Here is a 13,872-nt window from a genome sequence, read left to right as displayed (position 1 = left end):
GCTATAGGTTTTTGTCATCCAAACTGATGAGCAGTTTTCGCAAGGTTCTTTCCAGGACCTGCTGCTGATGGAGATACTGTTCAAAAAGCCTCTGTAGACCCTCCATAACGTGAGGATCCGTGAACGTGCATTGATCGGAAAGAAGCGATTTTTGGAGCGATTGGATCGCCTGATTGATCCCTGAGATATCAATGGCGATTGCCGATAGACTGATCAGTAACGCAGAGGGATCGACAAGTAGTATACTGGGGTTGAGTAGCCGCTTTTTGATCAGCATAGATATATTGATGTTGAGCTGAAGGGCTACCTGACTAACCCTTTCCAGCTCATCATCACTCAGGTAGCTCCTGATGCAGTTTGGCCTGGTTGTCTGCTGCTTTTTTCTTCCCATGGCATTTGATTACTGAATTGCAGAACTTATCTCTTTTTTATTTTTTCGCAAGGGGCATCCGAGCTACGCTGCTGCCGGGCATCCCCTAGCTGATGCTGGATCTTTTCATTATAATCATTATGCCCCTCATAGATACCCGAACGGTCATTAGCATAGGAAACCTGGGCCAAAAAGGCCGCTGTCGCCTTTCTACCCGAGGGGTCATGGTCAAAGAAGACCGAGACGCTTCTGTATCGGGCCGCTCGCTGGATCGCTGGAGCTAAAAAGGCGACCGAGTTCAGAATCAGTATACTGCTCTCATTCCCAGGATGCTCCAGCCGCCAGCTCAGAAAGTCCATCATCCCCTCAAAAACGGTCAGTTGGTCGGGGCTCCCCGGGATGGCGCTCATTGATTTTTTTCCAAGACATCCCTTAAAGTGCTCATTTCTCACCTCCCAGCCCCCTGCCTCATTCTGCCAACCAGCGGCAAACATTTTCCTTTGTTCTCCGGTGGCTGTCTTGACCGAATAATATAACTCTCTAATAAAGGGATCAGCCTGGGAGAGGATACCGCGACTTCGCAGGTAGGCTGAGATGGAATGGTTTGTTCCAATGGGCCTGTCCTCCAGGATCTGATAGCTGGGAAACTTAAGGGACATCTCGGTTTGCCTCCCCCCTGCACTTTTAGTCTCCAGCACTGGGTTTCCCGAGACCTCTAGTATTCTTTCCATGGATTGCCTGAAACCAAGCTCTGGCCAGAGCAGTAGTGCAAGATCAATGATACTCCCTCCCTTTGCAAGCCCATGGTCATACCATAAATCCATTTTCTCGTTCACGCAGAAAGAGGGCGCGGTATCATTGTCCCTAAGCATGGACAGATAGAAAAGCTCTCCGCCCGAACGCCTGATGGGCACATGACCGAGTTTCTCCAGAAAGCCAGCTAGGGGAATCTCTGCCCGGAGCTGAGCGAGGTCTAATTTATGTTCATCCATAAGGGTGGGGATTGATCGGTAATCGTGGGTATCATGACTACCTATATTAGGGCAAAAAAAAAGGGCATAACGCCAAGCGTCTGCCCCAATTTATATATTGCCGGGATTACTCACGTCGGTTTATACAAACCGGGCCCTCGCCTGCCAATGCGCTTTCGTAGTATTGATACGATCTCAACTTCGCAAAATTTCCCGCTCTCGCGGGATAATGTTTCATCCCCAAATGTCAAAGAATCCTAGGCATCAGTGCTCAATAATAGCGATATAGCTCACCCATAATGAACACCTTGACTAACCAGGAAAGCAGTTATATTGCTTTCCATATCCTTAAATTAGGGATGAAAATATGCTTTATGCACAAATGGACTACATTGGGCCTTTTATGAGCCATAAGGGATAAAAACTCTTCGATTTGAGCCTCAACAAGATTGGTTGAATTGATAGCTCTGCCAAACAGGCCATACCAAGTCCAAGAAGCATTTGCTGCCAAGGCCATTCAGGCGCTAACGATATAGCAGTATGCGATGCAGGCCAGAACAGTTGGTAACACCTCAGGGAAAAGTTACCCGCACTTTTATTTGAGTCCTACCAAGCTGGGCAGCTATCAGGCAGGAATAACTGATTGCCACATCTTGACCGATTCAGGAGAAACAACGGACCACAGGATCGCCTCAGAATTGACTTGGAGCTTCTAAAGGCACCAGATTTTTTAGCAGCATACCCACTCAGATTCGGCCCCGACGTATGCTCTCCTTATATTCCTGGTACAGCTGGCTCTTGTAAAAACGGTCCCCACCCGGCAATTTTAATGGCTTTAGAGAGCCATCCTTAACCTTTCTCTTATAGGTACTTTCACTGATGCCAAGGTAGTCCTTCGCCTGCTGCCTGGTCAACTGCTCGTCTTCAAGGTATGGGCGACTGCCATCGAAGGGCCCCACATGGTGTTCTAAAAGGAAATATGTTTTATAGAGTATATCAATAATGGCATCTATCTTTGTCATGGAAATATCATTTAATGATTGGATCAACTGTTTCGATTGAAGTTGTTTAGCGCGGAGGCCCGTATATATCCCTATCACTCCAATAAGCGTATCACGGGTCATATCAAAGGGTACTTTCTTTTTGGTTTTTATTTGCCTGACCGGACCAGGCTTGAGATGATCTGATGATAGGGATTTGTCCGGAAATCATATATCTTGGTGGATCTATCATGTTTGCCTCAGCGCAATGTTCTCAAGATACTTTCCGTTGGGTCATTATAAGGTGTATTAAGGGATAGTTCGCCAAGCTCGCCCCAGCATCCGGGCCTATCCATCCCTACCCCTCACTTTTGACTGCTCACAACGGTGAGGTCCGGATCCCGGTTCTGTAAGGAAATTGTGGTCTCTGGCTCGCCAACCTGTATGGAGCGATACATCAGTTTCGCACCTGGAGGCTAAGGTCAGCTCCAATCTGACTTGAGATCCCTTCAAAAGCTCAATATGCATGGGGAATCTGGCAAAAACATTGTCCTTTCTGGAAAATCTGAGATCCACTTCTGAGGTTTCCCCGATCATCATGGTTTCAAATATCTTGGCCTTTATTAAATAAAGCCCGCTTAGGACTTTGACCATCTTCCTACTTATTTGTTCAATCATCTTTCTTAGTTTAATATTCATTCTACATGCATTAGAGTCGTTATTCGGGTTACGCAAAGTTAGCACCGATGGCAGCTGTCCATCAAGTTGCGCAACGGTTGCGTCCATTAGCAACCCCTGCTCAAATTGATACAGAATAACCTTTTATGCCAATGGTGGGTTGACGGAAGTACTTGCGGTATGGCCTCTGGTCATCTATAAAACAACATTCATCATCCCTGGGAACATTTTGGTGTACAATACTTTAGGCTGCCATGTTCGAGCTCTAAATTGTTTAAAAAAATGATCATGCAATATGAAACCTACTACCTGGAACCCCTAATTTTGGAATGTCTTTCAAAAACGACCATTTCCACCGGATATGTACGTACAAGGATTGAGGAACTGAGGGCAAATCAGTTTGATGTGAGGATGAGATTCCTTTCGCATGTATTTGCTGCTAGGTCTAAAGCAGGACTAGGACGCTACCTAAGCATTCATCAGACCATATTGACAGGCATGATGGACGACCTGTCAATCAAGCTTGCAGGGGAAAAAGAGGTTAAAACGCTACAGCCGCTTAGGATAACCCTTCTGGAACATATACATGAACACTGCGCCTCACTGCTCGCATTTCTTTTAATAACTTTTCCAAACTTTATCGATAGCAGTGCTAATTATCCGGAGAGGGTCAACAGGGATTGGAAAATGACGCTGATCAAGCGGATTTCCGCAATAGAAGATAGATCAGTGACCAACGAGGTTCTTAAAGGCCTTTGCGGACTAGCTGAGGGCTTATTGACGAATGAACAGCTTAAGATTTCTCCAAGAACCGGGCGCAAATGGGTCAATTTGCTTGATGACATTGAGAACATCCATCAGCCTGCGGCAATAAGCTATGAGGAGATCGCCTGTCTGCTGATTAGCCACGAATTCAACTCAACAGCGGTACATAACCTATTATGCCGTCATCTTGAGCTGCAGCTTCAACTCTCAACAGACCCATCCCAACTGCATGGGTTGCTTCGCTACCTTGAAAAGATTTTCAAACAGGCCTCCCTAAACAGAGAGAAACGGTTTTTTGAGAATCGCCCAAAATTAAGCTCCTCGCTCCTTGAGTACATCCGCGCGGAGATCAGGTTGATTGAACTCCTTAAGGATCCCGTTTTCCAAGAAATGGGCAAAGACCCCTTTCTTGGAAGCTTTACAGTCTCACTTTCTGTAAAGCAGCTTGCATTCTTTGTCTTCCTACAGGTTGAAACGGGCATTCTTCTTACCAGAACAGCCAAACAGGTCCACCAATACTTTGCCTCGAGGTTCAGTACGCTCGAAGGTGGATCCATTTCGGAGAAGAGTTTCAAAAATGCCTACTACTCACATTCTCCCGAAGACATCCTAAAAGTTATAGACAAACTCTCCCAAATGCTGGTCATCGCAGAGGAGTCCTACTGAAGGCTGCTGTCCGAAGGGGTTGCTGAATATTGCTTTTTATGCAACTTGACAGGTTTCCAATATCTATTTTCTTTGGGATCAAAAAGATATGGAAACAGAAAACTACATTGATCATCTAGAACGCTATGCACCAATTTCCCAGGGGATCAGGGCCTATCTGCGCATCATCGTCAAGATCAGCCATTACCACAAGCACCAGCGCATTGACATTGGCCAGATTACGCATGGCTGCTACCCTTTGATCTTGAGGGGGGCGATAAGGCTTTATGCCAGTGGAGCGGAAAACCTTTCTGAGCATACGCTTGCATTTTGGTTCGAGCAGGACTTTATCCCCTGTTTCGCTCATCAGCAGACACCATTTGCAGGAAATCTCCAAATCGATTTTCTCGAAGAAACGCAGGTACTATCGATCCCCGAGAAACACTCGCTGAGTATCCTGAAACTCTTTCGTGAATCTGGGCAAATGGTGCACGCCTACCAATGGGAACAGCAGGCACGCCTGATTGATCAGCTGCTCATCCGCAACGTCCTGAATGCCGCGGAGGGGTATCGGACGATACTGAGTCTGCAGCCTGAAATCGCAAAAAAAGCGACCGTTAGGGATATTGCCTCCTATCTGGGCGTTGATGAGCGGACACTTAGCAGGATTCGGGCAGTCAAATAGGCGGAGCTCTGGCGACAAATGTCATTACAAGACAGCTACAATTCATTGATTAAGTGACCTTTGTCTACCAGATTTTCACATGGGACAACTGACCTTTATTCCATGATCAAGAAATACCTCTGGACCAGAGAGCGTTTATCAGATATATGTGCGGCGCTACTTGTGTTCCTTTTTTCTTATGCAGCAATTTCCAAATTGATGAGTTATAACATTTCACGCAAAGAGATGCTTAACCAAGTGTTCCTCCATGATACGGCTATTGTGCTAACCTGGCTTATTCCTGTGATCGAGTTTTGTATTACTATCATGCTGCTTTTTCCACAGCTAAGAAAGTTGTCGTTCTTAAGTGCACTTACGCTGCTTTCTACATTCAGTTTTTACATTACGATCTCCATGTCAGGGATATTTGGCAGGATTCCCTGCAGCTGTGGAGGGATCCTGGGACAGATGAGTTATGGAATACACCTGCTTTTCAACACCTTTTTTATGGCCATCGCCGTATTGGGAATGAAGATCTCAGCTAAAAAAACGAAACGGAAAATCCGTTCATATCAAACAAACGGAAGGGAGGAACACGCACAGATTTTATAACTTTTTATGCACGGAGCGGACATACTGTGCAATCAACAAACCATATTTTAGGTCGAGGCGACGTCCCAAGGGCTATCGGCCAATTAACCTGTCGGATCTAAACCATATCCGGCAAAAACACTATAATTATGAAAATCTTCTCAAAAGTAAAAAATGCGCTAAAGGGCGCGAACAGATTTGGAATCGCTGCCATTTTGGTAGCAGGGGTTATGGCTTTCTCATTTAAGCCAGATGCAAGAAGGCTAGGTGCATTACGGTACAATCCCGCACCGCAGACATGGAATGCCACCTTGGACCAGACTCCAGGTAATTACTCTACCATAGGGTCGCCCAGTTCGGTATCTTGTACCGATAGTGACAAGATCTGTACCTATGATCTTGTAGATGGAGAGTATGTTCAGTCTACCAAAGGCGATTTTGCCCAGTAATACCAAGCATGAGTTGCCGGCAATAGCAGGCAACTCATGCCTTTTAGCTAATCCTTATGTCGGCGGATAAACTTTATAAGATCCATGGGCGTTTCATCTGGCCTTGGAGGATTCTCTGATATAAGAAGTCCCTTATCATCAAAAAGGAGCAGTTTTGGATAAATATTCTTTGGGACGTACGCTCTCCTAAATTCATTATCATGGCCGCTACCGGAGGTATAAAGGGTAATCGTTCCCTTAGCCGGCACGTACATTCCGGCCCATGGATTTAATGAGGATTTCTGGGCACCATGCGTTATACTAGCCATCCACTTTTCCCGCTCCCTATCTACCGAGATACTCAGGAAGACTACACCTTGCTTTGAAAGCGAATCATGAACGGTTCGCATTCCCTCATTTGCTGTTATGCATCCCCCACATCCAGAATACCATAAATCGACCATTACCCATTTTCCCAGAAAGTCGGACAGTCTTACCTGATTGCCTAGGGTATCTGTAAACGTATAGCCGGCGAGCGCACCGATGATTTCTGGTGTATTTAGCGATGACACCAAGGGCTTAAATATATCTTTAAAAACAACCTGTTGCTGCGATAGAGCCCTTTCAGGAGCTAAAAGGACAAATAGGATTAAGGCAGTAAAGATAAATCTTTTTGTTAGTTCAAGTTTCATAACATTATAAATTAGTGGTTTATCGTACATTCTGTTGGATTCCGGTTAGGGCGATGACATTTGGCGGGATAGGCAAAGTGTATTTCGGACTATTGGGTTGTAGTTCAAAGACACTATTACCAAGGTTTCTTCTTAGCACAATATTATGCCCCTCTTTATTTAACCTACGCAGATCGTTCCATCTTAGTCCCCTAAATACCAGTTCTTTCCTCCGCTCGAGGAGTATCCGGTCCAAGAGTAATGCTCCCTGCAGCCCACTAATAGGCACAAAAGTCCCTGTTTTCCACCTATTAAAAAGGAGGGTATTAAGGTCAGTAATTGCCCTGATATCCTGCCCAGCTCTTGCCAAACACTCTGACCTGATGAGGTAAAGCTCATCCGTCGCCAGTCCGTTTGATAGGTTAATGCCCCCCGAGTATCCCCGCTTCTTGTTGATGTACTTTCCGTTTATCGAGAAGTAAATGGTTTTACGAAGATCATTCGCCTGATAGCTTGCATAAAGCAACGTATCACAATGGAGTAGCCCTGAGAAGTAACAACGTAAACTAGCGGGTTGGCCGTTACCAACGTACTCTGATAGATACTTTCCGCGTGATCCGTGGTCAGGGGTACGGTGGCGGAAGTGCTAAGGGTATTATAATTGATCAACGTGGCCTTGATCCCCAGGGCGCTGTCCGCATACAGACTTGCCCGCGGATATTCCCGCATAGTAAGATAAACCCTGGAGAGGAAGCCATAAACAGATGCCTTTGATGGCATATAGCCATTTATGGGTGACTTTTCGATCCTTATTAGCCTGCCGGCTTCTCCAATATCGGCTAAAATCCTATCGTAAGTATCCTTTATCGAGGCTCGGACAGTTGGCGCGTCAATATCTGCGGTCTCTCTTAAGGGAATTCCAAGGTCAGTAGCAGCGGTTTGGGCATCATAAGGTACAGCAAAAACCTGGGCAAGGTCAAAAAATGACCATGCCCTCATAAATAGAGCGGTTCCTTTCAGTTCATCATAAGCTTCAGCATTTCCTCCATTTCGCTCCACTTTTTTCAATCGGTCCAAAACCACATTTGCATAAAGCACCTGGGTATAGGGTGTATTCCAGTCCAAAACACTTGCAGCCCCCTGATAGATGTCACTCGACCAGACGTAGCTGTTTGAGAAATAAGGTAGGAACTGTCCAGACCATTCGGCTTTTTCCATATAATAGTCATCACCAGATAGCTCCCCCAGAGCGGGACTTCTGCGTATATCAACTGTATTGATCAGCAATAACCGCAGCTCCTCAATTGTCGAGGGAACACTAATGTTTGAGGCTGGCTTTTTTTCCAGGAACTCTTTCTTGCATCCCATGAAAAGGACACATAGCAAAAGGATCTTCGAGTATTCTAATATCTTTTTTTTCATTTTTCTAAAATTATAATCCGGCACGGATGCCAAATGCATAGGTTCTTGGATTCGCGAATGCGGAGGTGAGGTAATCGGGATCAAGGCCAAGTTTGTTAACGCTCCACAGTATACCAAGGTTGTTCACATAAGTGAAGATTCGGAGGCTCCTGAAAAGTTTACTGCCACCTTTTGGCAGAGCAAAATCATAGCTCAGGTTAATGTCCTGCAGGCGGATGTGGTCACCTCGTTCAATCAATATGTCAGAATAGTTATAAGCCATATCCCGATTTGCATTTGCGGGATATATCATGGATGGAACATCGGTAATGGCCTCATCGCCCGGGTTCTTCCATCTGGAAAGATACTGGCTATCCATATAAGAAATATTGCCTGTAAATATGTTGCCATAGCCAAGCCCAGGATTTCTGAAATAGTTTCCAAACTTATAGCTAATATTGATCGATATATTCCAATTGCCACAATCAAAATCGTTCCTTAAGCTTCCAAACACTGGAGGATTGACCGGACCAATATATTTCAGGTTGCTTAAGTCGGCCGAACTCAAAATGGCCGAATAGTTTGTGGATGGCAGCCCATTGAGCAATACCTGCGGGTTGCCGCTGGTGTTTAGACCGGCCCATTCCAACGCGTATATTGAATATAGTGGATTGCCTTCTATGGGGCTTATGCCTCCAGTAAGCGCGGCGCTAATTGTAGGTGGGCTCAATAGGTACTTTGTGACCCTGTCCCGGGCTATGCTAAACAACAACACAGATGACCAATTGAATTTCCCAACTAGGTTCCTGGTGTTTAAGGTCACGTCAAGTCCACGTACGTTCATGTTTGCCGAGTTGCCCTTAAATGTCTGCACCCCTGTAGTCGGATCTATTGTGCTTATCCCGATGAGATCCCTGCCATTCTTACTAAAGAATTCAAATGTTCCCTGAACCCTGTTCTCCCGGAACCTAAAGTCCAGGCCTAGATTGATCATACCTATCCTCTCCCAACGGAGTTCGGGATTAGGCGGATTTGAAAGTACCGAGTATGGACTTCCCGCAGTGTTCAACGATATTGGGTTTGTGGTAACCGTGACCTGCGGAGAAAGGCTATTGTCAACATTTCCCTGATACCCCCTTGTGATGCGAAAACGCAGATAAGGTATTTCCTCAAACTGATAAAATGGCTCACTACTGATTTGCCAGCTTGCCCCAACAGACCATAATGGTATTCCTTTCTGGTTGGTTGTCGCCCCAAATACATTGGACTCATCCTTTCTTGCACTCGCGGATAAGGTATAACGGTCAGCATAGGTATAGGCCGCATTTGCAAAGGTAGATACGAACCTATTACTGGTTTGCAGCTGGGAGAGGCCCGATTCGATCATACCGGTTGAATTTGTAGGAAGCATGACGAAAGTTCCAAGGTAGTTTACGGCCCCGGCCGCTCCTACCTCTGAATATCCATAAAGCCTGTTTGAGGCAGAGTTTCCACTTACCTCCCTAGCCTCCATGCCAAGGATAGCGCTTAGATCATGTTGTTTGCCGAATTTTTGATTGAATGCAAACTGTCCCCTTAGGTTTTGGGATACCGAAAGGTTGTTGCGATTATCAAGAATCGCTCCTAAGGGCACCAGCCTCGTATAAACACCACCCGAGGAAATTTGTGTAAATCGATTGATATAGTCCCTTGTGTAGAACCTGTCCTGGTTATAAAGCGTCCTAAGGATGCCGTTACCCTCATTGTACTGGTATTGCACTGAGGCATCAAAACCCCTAAGGATCGTGTACTTGAGCAAAGTATTCAAACGGTACTCTGTGAGCGAGGTTACATTGTCATTTTGAGCAAGCTCATCCAAGGGCCGATAGCTCCAGTCCAGTAATTTACCATTTCCTAGGGTATCAACATATGGCTTACGGTATTGGTAGGGAATACTTGCATTGCTACCATCAGCATTTTTGAGCTTCAGGTAGGGATAGCCTAAAGTCGCACTCAAGCCGTTATTCTCTGTATGATTTCGCGTATAATAAAATGCGGTTGTCCACTCCAGCCTTTTTTTGGCAAACAAAAAGGTATTCGACCCATTTATGTTTATTCGGTCGAAACTGTTGCGTTCCAAACTTGTCAGATTGCGATCCAGTCCGGCGCCGAGGTAATAAGAATGACTGTCTGCCCCTCCTGATACACTGAGGGAATACTGTTGGTTAACAACATTACGGTAATAATATTCAGCGAGGTCACTCCTGGTATCATTGCCCGCATAATCGCCGATTAGTTTGGCAGAATCCAATGATGAAATCTGTCCGCTTCTCCGGCGTAAAAGAATCTCAACTACTGGGGAAAGCACAGGATGGGTAGAACTGGTAATTCTTGAATTATAGTACCCTTTATCAAAAAGAAATTTTTCCACCTCGATAAAACTCGAAGCACTCAACCGTGGCGCCTTATAAAGATCCGGACGTTCACCTATGGTCAGGTTGGCACTAAAATCCACTTTTGGAGCGGTTCCCATAGTCCCCTTTTTGGTGGTGATCACAATCACGCCATTACCCGAGAGTGCACCCCAAATAGATGCTGCGGCTGCATCTTTAAGTACCGTAATAGAAGCAATATCATTCGGATTAATGGCAGAGATGTCGCCACTGAAAGGAAAATTATCGACCACGATCAACGGATTTGGATTCGCAAAAATCGTACTTCTTCCCCTCACGCTCAACGATGAGGGATTGCTTCCATTTGAGGAGATTGTATTCCTATTAAAGCTAAGTCCGCTTGTTACACCCTCTAACCTGTCGAGAATATTTGTGCTCACCCTCCTATTCAATAGCTTGGTATCCAGTTGCACAAAGCTGCCCGTGGCACGTTCCCTTGGTACTTGCTGGTAACCGGTGCTCACAATCTCAACATCCATCAGTTGTGTGTTATCTTGTACGAGAACAAGCTCACCCAGATCATCGCCATTGCCGACGCCAAACTTTGCATCTTTAAAACCTACGCATGACAACAACAGTGTATCGCCTCGAGAAACATTCTGCAGTAAAAAATTCCCCTGAATGTCTGATAAGATAAAAATTTTCTTTCCTAGCACCCTGACGGTTGCGCTGGGTATAGCCCTTTTGCTTTCATCCAAAACCTTCCCTTTTACCAGGCCAGAGCTTTCCTGAGAATGAGCTTCATTGGGAATACAGGGGATTATAAACATTATGGCGATAATTAGACAGCAAAGCCCCATCTTTCGCTTTAACTTTTGTAGTCTTAGCTCATCTTTGCAAAGTTCAGCCAGCTGGTTGCTGTCCGGTTCCCTGGATTGCATGAACTGTTTGTCTTTTCCGAACGATAGCTCGAAAAGCAATTTTGGAATGTTGTCGGGCTTTTGCGCCAGCTTAAAAAAAAGGCATGGCAGGGCCCTGACAATAAAATATCTTATTTTTTTCATTGTAAGTTAGTTAGTTTGCGTATATATGGCTGGTTAGACCCTGATCGAATTTAAAGAATAAGCAAGGGCGAGTACATCATTAAAGAACCTATCTTTTTTCGACCAAAAAAGGCCAACCCGCCCGCTACCAACAGCTTATACAGGATTTTTTGGCTTTAGCGCATAAAGCCTATCAAATGGACAGGAAGTTGTTGAACTAATAAGATTCATGCTCTTCGAATTAAAAATTAACCGCGATCCTGTACGCATTATAGCCGCACTCCAACCACCAAGCATCATTATTTTGAACTTGCCATAAAAAACGTTAATTTTAAGGAATCGCTAAATACCAAAAAACGGCAGCTATAATGGCTTGTTGATTTGAATACTTAATGGAATTTTTAAGACATGACGAATTGGCACCAGCCCTTTTCTGCGAAAGCCTATTGTCTTCTCGTATTTCAGGCTTTATCCATACATGTCAATTAGTAATAGCGAACACTTATTCTGGTGTGCAGAAGACGTTCTTTATTAATAACTGTTGAGCAAACCGGATATAAATGCGGTACAGGCATTGAATCTTCGCGGTTAATGTTTTTGTTTCCATATTCGGCTTTATAAAGGTTTATAAAACGAAATCATCTCACAAAAGCTTTGACTGCTTTATTGTAAACAATAAGGCGATCTCAATGCTTCTGTTCGTGGTATCGCCAGACACCGACAGAATTCCTTGCGGATTCTGTTCCCTCAGAAGACTAACATGAGAATCGCCCTATTGAATATAATATCACAAAGATAGAAATATCCAATAGAAATGGCGAACTCACGGTACTCTCGAGGGTAAACTGGCGATTTTCGAACGAGAGACATCGTTAAAAAGGAGGAATTGTTTTCCCCTTTTATGATTGTCGCAATAATTAATACAAGTATACTAAAAAATAATTAACGCTCCAAATAGACGGAGCATAAATTTTAAATTAAATGCCTAGTCTTAAAGTAATTATTTCAGAAATTGACTACAATGTGATCTTAAATGTGAAGAAATTACGTGAGGAGAGAGGTATATCACAGCGGGAGCTAAGCGAACTTATGACACTAAGTCAAAGTTTTGTTGGAAAAGCCGAAGCACTGGGACAGCCAGAAAAATATAGCCTTCGGCATTTGAGACTAATTGCAAAAGCTCTCAGTTTAGATTCAATAAAAGAAATTATGCCTCCGAGTGTTCCTGAGAACGACATGATCGAAATTACCTACGAAAAAGTTTCGAGAATAAATGAACGCGGAGTCGTCGGCAAGAAAGTTGAGGACAAAGTAATCAGTATAAAAGCGACAGAAAGAAGTAAGTGATTCGGTAGTACCAACCAAACCATGCTATTGTGGTTAACCTACCTATCATTGATATATTAAATGCTGATCAATAATTATATTTATGGAAAACTACAAATGCGCCATCATTGATGATGAGGACTATGCTATTGCCACACTAACAGAGCATATCAAACAAATCCCAGGATTAAAACTTGTTAAAAGCTTTACCGATCCGATACAGGCACTTGCTGAGATAAAGCTATCCGACAGGATCGATATCCTTTTCATTGACATAGATATGCCAGGCCTTTCAGGTATAGAGCTTGCAAGTATGCTTCGGGATTACACCAATCTAATCGTGTTCACAACCGCCCATTCACAGTATGCGATCGATGCATTTGGAATCCATGCAGATGATTACCTTGTTAAGCCTATTGGCAGCGTAAAATTCATTAATTCAATTCGCCGTCTAATTGAAAAGAGGCTTTCCAAATCAATTTATCAGGAAAAGGATATCTTATTTATTCGGTTGGCGGAAAAAAACAGAATACTTAAACTGTACATCGAAGACATACTATTTATCCAGGCGCTAAAAAACTATGTAAGACTAAATGTCAGTGGAGGCATTACGCATGATATGAAAAATACGATGGGCAATGCAGAGCGGGAGCTGGCTAACACCAAATTAATGAGGGTCCATAGAAGCTATATCATCAATTTGGACAAGATCCAACATGTGCTAGGCAATAGTATTAAGATTTCAGACAATAATATCATCCCAATTGGTAACGAATATAAGGAAGCAGTGATGAAGTACGCTGAAAAAAATCTGATAAGATCCGGCCGGTAGTCTTGATCAGTGGTAATTGCTACTTTGTCGTCCGAATCGTCTCGGTGGCAATAATGGTCACACTGGTTGCGGTCGGATCGGTGGAAGCTCCACGCGAGCTTTGATTTGGCCTGAAAACGAACACTGTTCTCTTAA

At 44.2% G+C, this 13,872-nt stretch carries 14 protein-coding genes; 6 read left to right on the top strand and 8 right to left on the bottom strand.

Going from position 1 to position 13,872, the window contains the following annotated elements:
* Position 1 precedes the first annotated feature (1 nt).
* The 4 genes from EZ449_RS14190 to EZ449_RS14175 form a co-directional block, all read right to left on the bottom strand.
* On the bottom strand, positions 2–391 hold the full coding sequence (locus EZ449_RS14190) for a hypothetical protein (RefSeq protein WP_131559913.1): 390 nt from the start codon (positions 389–391) through the stop codon (positions 2–4).
* Positions 392–417: 26 nt separating this feature from the next.
* Entirely contained in the window at positions 418–1,362 is a 945-nt protein-coding gene (locus EZ449_RS14185; protein WP_131559910.1) for a toprim domain-containing protein, read from the bottom strand.
* Between the two features lie 725 nt (positions 1,363–2,087).
* Positions 2,088–2,363: a MerR family transcriptional regulator gene (locus tag EZ449_RS14180; protein ID WP_131559908.1), complete on the bottom strand. Its 276-nt coding sequence runs from the start codon at positions 2,361–2,363 to the stop codon at positions 2,088–2,090.
* A 306-nt stretch (positions 2,364–2,669) separates the two neighbouring features.
* The gene (locus EZ449_RS14175) at positions 2,670–3,020 is read right to left on the bottom strand and encodes a hypothetical protein (protein WP_131559906.1); all 351 of its coding nucleotides are present in this window, start codon (positions 3,018–3,020) and stop codon (positions 2,670–2,672) included.
* Between the two features lie 267 nt (positions 3,021–3,287).
* Between EZ449_RS14175 and EZ449_RS14170 the strand changes: the two genes are divergently transcribed.
* From EZ449_RS14170 to EZ449_RS14155, 4 genes are all read left to right on the top strand, one after another.
* The gene (locus EZ449_RS14170; protein ID WP_131559904.1) at positions 3,288–4,430 is read left to right on the top strand and encodes a hypothetical protein; all 1,143 of its coding nucleotides are present in this window, start codon (positions 3,288–3,290) and stop codon (positions 4,428–4,430) included.
* 88 nt (positions 4,431–4,518) lie between these two features.
* Positions 4,519–5,094 (top strand): cyclic nucleotide-binding domain-containing protein, encoded by a 576-nt coding sequence (locus EZ449_RS14165; protein ID WP_131559902.1) that lies wholly within the window; start codon positions 4,519–4,521, stop codon positions 5,092–5,094.
* Positions 5,095–5,196: 102 nt separating this feature from the next.
* A complete protein-coding gene (locus EZ449_RS14160) occupies positions 5,197–5,685 on the top strand; it encodes a MauE/DoxX family redox-associated membrane protein (RefSeq protein WP_131559900.1) in 489 nt (162 codons plus the stop codon).
* A gap of 128 nt (positions 5,686–5,813) precedes the next feature.
* A complete protein-coding gene (locus EZ449_RS14155) occupies positions 5,814–6,113 on the top strand; it encodes a hypothetical protein (RefSeq protein WP_131559898.1) in 300 nt (99 codons plus the stop codon).
* A gap of 47 nt (positions 6,114–6,160) precedes the next feature.
* Here EZ449_RS14155 and EZ449_RS14150 read toward each other — a convergent pair whose 3' ends face one another.
* From EZ449_RS14150 to EZ449_RS14135, 4 genes are read right to left on the bottom strand one after another with little or no spacing between them, the layout of a single operon-like run.
* Positions 6,161–6,784 (bottom strand): redoxin domain-containing protein, encoded by a 624-nt coding sequence (locus tag EZ449_RS14150; RefSeq protein WP_165499766.1) that lies wholly within the window; start codon positions 6,782–6,784, stop codon positions 6,161–6,163.
* 19 nt (positions 6,785–6,803) lie between these two features.
* Positions 6,804–7,289 carry a RagB/SusD family nutrient uptake outer membrane protein gene (locus EZ449_RS14145; RefSeq protein WP_131559894.1) on the bottom strand — a complete coding sequence of 162 codons (486 nt, stop codon included), beginning with the start codon at positions 7,287–7,289 and terminating at the stop codon, positions 6,804–6,806.
* Positions 7,232–8,185, bottom strand: coding sequence for a RagB/SusD family nutrient uptake outer membrane protein (locus EZ449_RS14140; protein ID WP_165499765.1), 954 nt, complete (start codon positions 8,183–8,185; stop codon positions 7,232–7,234). Before EZ449_RS14140 ends, EZ449_RS14145 begins: the two co-directional genes overlap by 58 nt.
* 10 nt (positions 8,186–8,195) lie before the next feature.
* Positions 8,196–11,396 (bottom strand): SusC/RagA family TonB-linked outer membrane protein, encoded by a 3,201-nt coding sequence (locus EZ449_RS14135; protein ID WP_165499764.1) that lies wholly within the window; start codon positions 11,394–11,396, stop codon positions 8,196–8,198.
* Positions 11,397–12,560: 1,164 nt separating this feature from the next.
* Between EZ449_RS14135 and EZ449_RS14130 the strand changes: the two genes are divergently transcribed.
* On the top strand, positions 12,561–12,926 hold the full coding sequence (locus EZ449_RS14130; protein ID WP_131559888.1) for a helix-turn-helix domain-containing protein: 366 nt from the start codon (positions 12,561–12,563) through the stop codon (positions 12,924–12,926).
* A gap of 82 nt (positions 12,927–13,008) precedes the next feature.
* Positions 13,009–13,737 (top strand): LytR/AlgR family response regulator transcription factor, encoded by a 729-nt coding sequence (locus EZ449_RS14125; RefSeq protein ID WP_131559886.1) that lies wholly within the window; start codon positions 13,009–13,011, stop codon positions 13,735–13,737.
* The last annotated feature ends 135 nt before the right edge of the window (positions 13,738–13,872 follow it).

It is taken from the genome of Pedobacter frigidisoli, from assembly GCF_004331675.1.
GTDB lineage: Bacteria > Bacteroidota > Bacteroidia > Sphingobacteriales > Sphingobacteriaceae > Pedobacter > Pedobacter frigidisoli.
The sequence above is the reverse complement of the archived record's forward strand: the minus strand, read 5'-3'. Positions and strand labels throughout refer to the sequence as shown.

Excerpts from the sequence above, each read along its gene's own strand:
- EZ449_RS14155 (WP_131559898.1), top strand. The coding sequence starts at position 5,814 with ATGAAAATCTTCTCAAAAGTAAAAAATGCGCTAAAGGGCGCGAACAGA.
- EZ449_RS14175 (WP_131559906.1), bottom strand. The coding sequence starts at position 3,020 with ATGAATATTAAACTAAGAAAGATGATTGAACAAATAAGTAGGAAGATG.
- EZ449_RS14185 (WP_131559910.1), bottom strand. The coding sequence starts at position 1,362 with ATGGATGAACATAAATTAGACCTCGCTCAGCTCCGGGCAGAGATTCCC.
- EZ449_RS14140 (WP_165499765.1), bottom strand. The coding sequence starts at position 8,185 with ATGAAAAAAAAGATATTAGAATACTCGAAGATCCTTTTGCTATGTGTC.
- EZ449_RS14170 (WP_131559904.1), top strand. The coding sequence starts at position 3,288 with ATGCAATATGAAACCTACTACCTGGAACCCCTAATTTTGGAATGTCTT.
- EZ449_RS14190 (WP_131559913.1), bottom strand. The coding sequence starts at position 391 with ATGGGAAGAAAAAAGCAGCAGACAACCAGGCCAAACTGCATCAGGAGC.
- EZ449_RS14165 (WP_131559902.1), top strand. The coding sequence starts at position 4,519 with ATGGAAACAGAAAACTACATTGATCATCTAGAACGCTATGCACCAATT.
- EZ449_RS14160 (WP_131559900.1), top strand. The coding sequence starts at position 5,197 with ATGATCAAGAAATACCTCTGGACCAGAGAGCGTTTATCAGATATATGT.
- EZ449_RS14135 (WP_165499764.1), bottom strand. The coding sequence starts at position 11,396 with ATGGGGCTTTGCTGTCTAATTATCGCCATAATGTTTATAATCCCCTGT.
- EZ449_RS14150 (WP_165499766.1), bottom strand. The coding sequence starts at position 6,784 with ATGAAACTTGAACTAACAAAAAGATTTATCTTTACTGCCTTAATCCTA.
- EZ449_RS14125 (WP_131559886.1), top strand. The coding sequence starts at position 13,009 with ATGGAAAACTACAAATGCGCCATCATTGATGATGAGGACTATGCTATT.
- EZ449_RS14180 (WP_131559908.1), bottom strand. The coding sequence starts at position 2,363 with ATGACAAAGATAGATGCCATTATTGATATACTCTATAAAACATATTTC.
- EZ449_RS14130 (WP_131559888.1), top strand. The coding sequence starts at position 12,561 with ATGCCTAGTCTTAAAGTAATTATTTCAGAAATTGACTACAATGTGATC.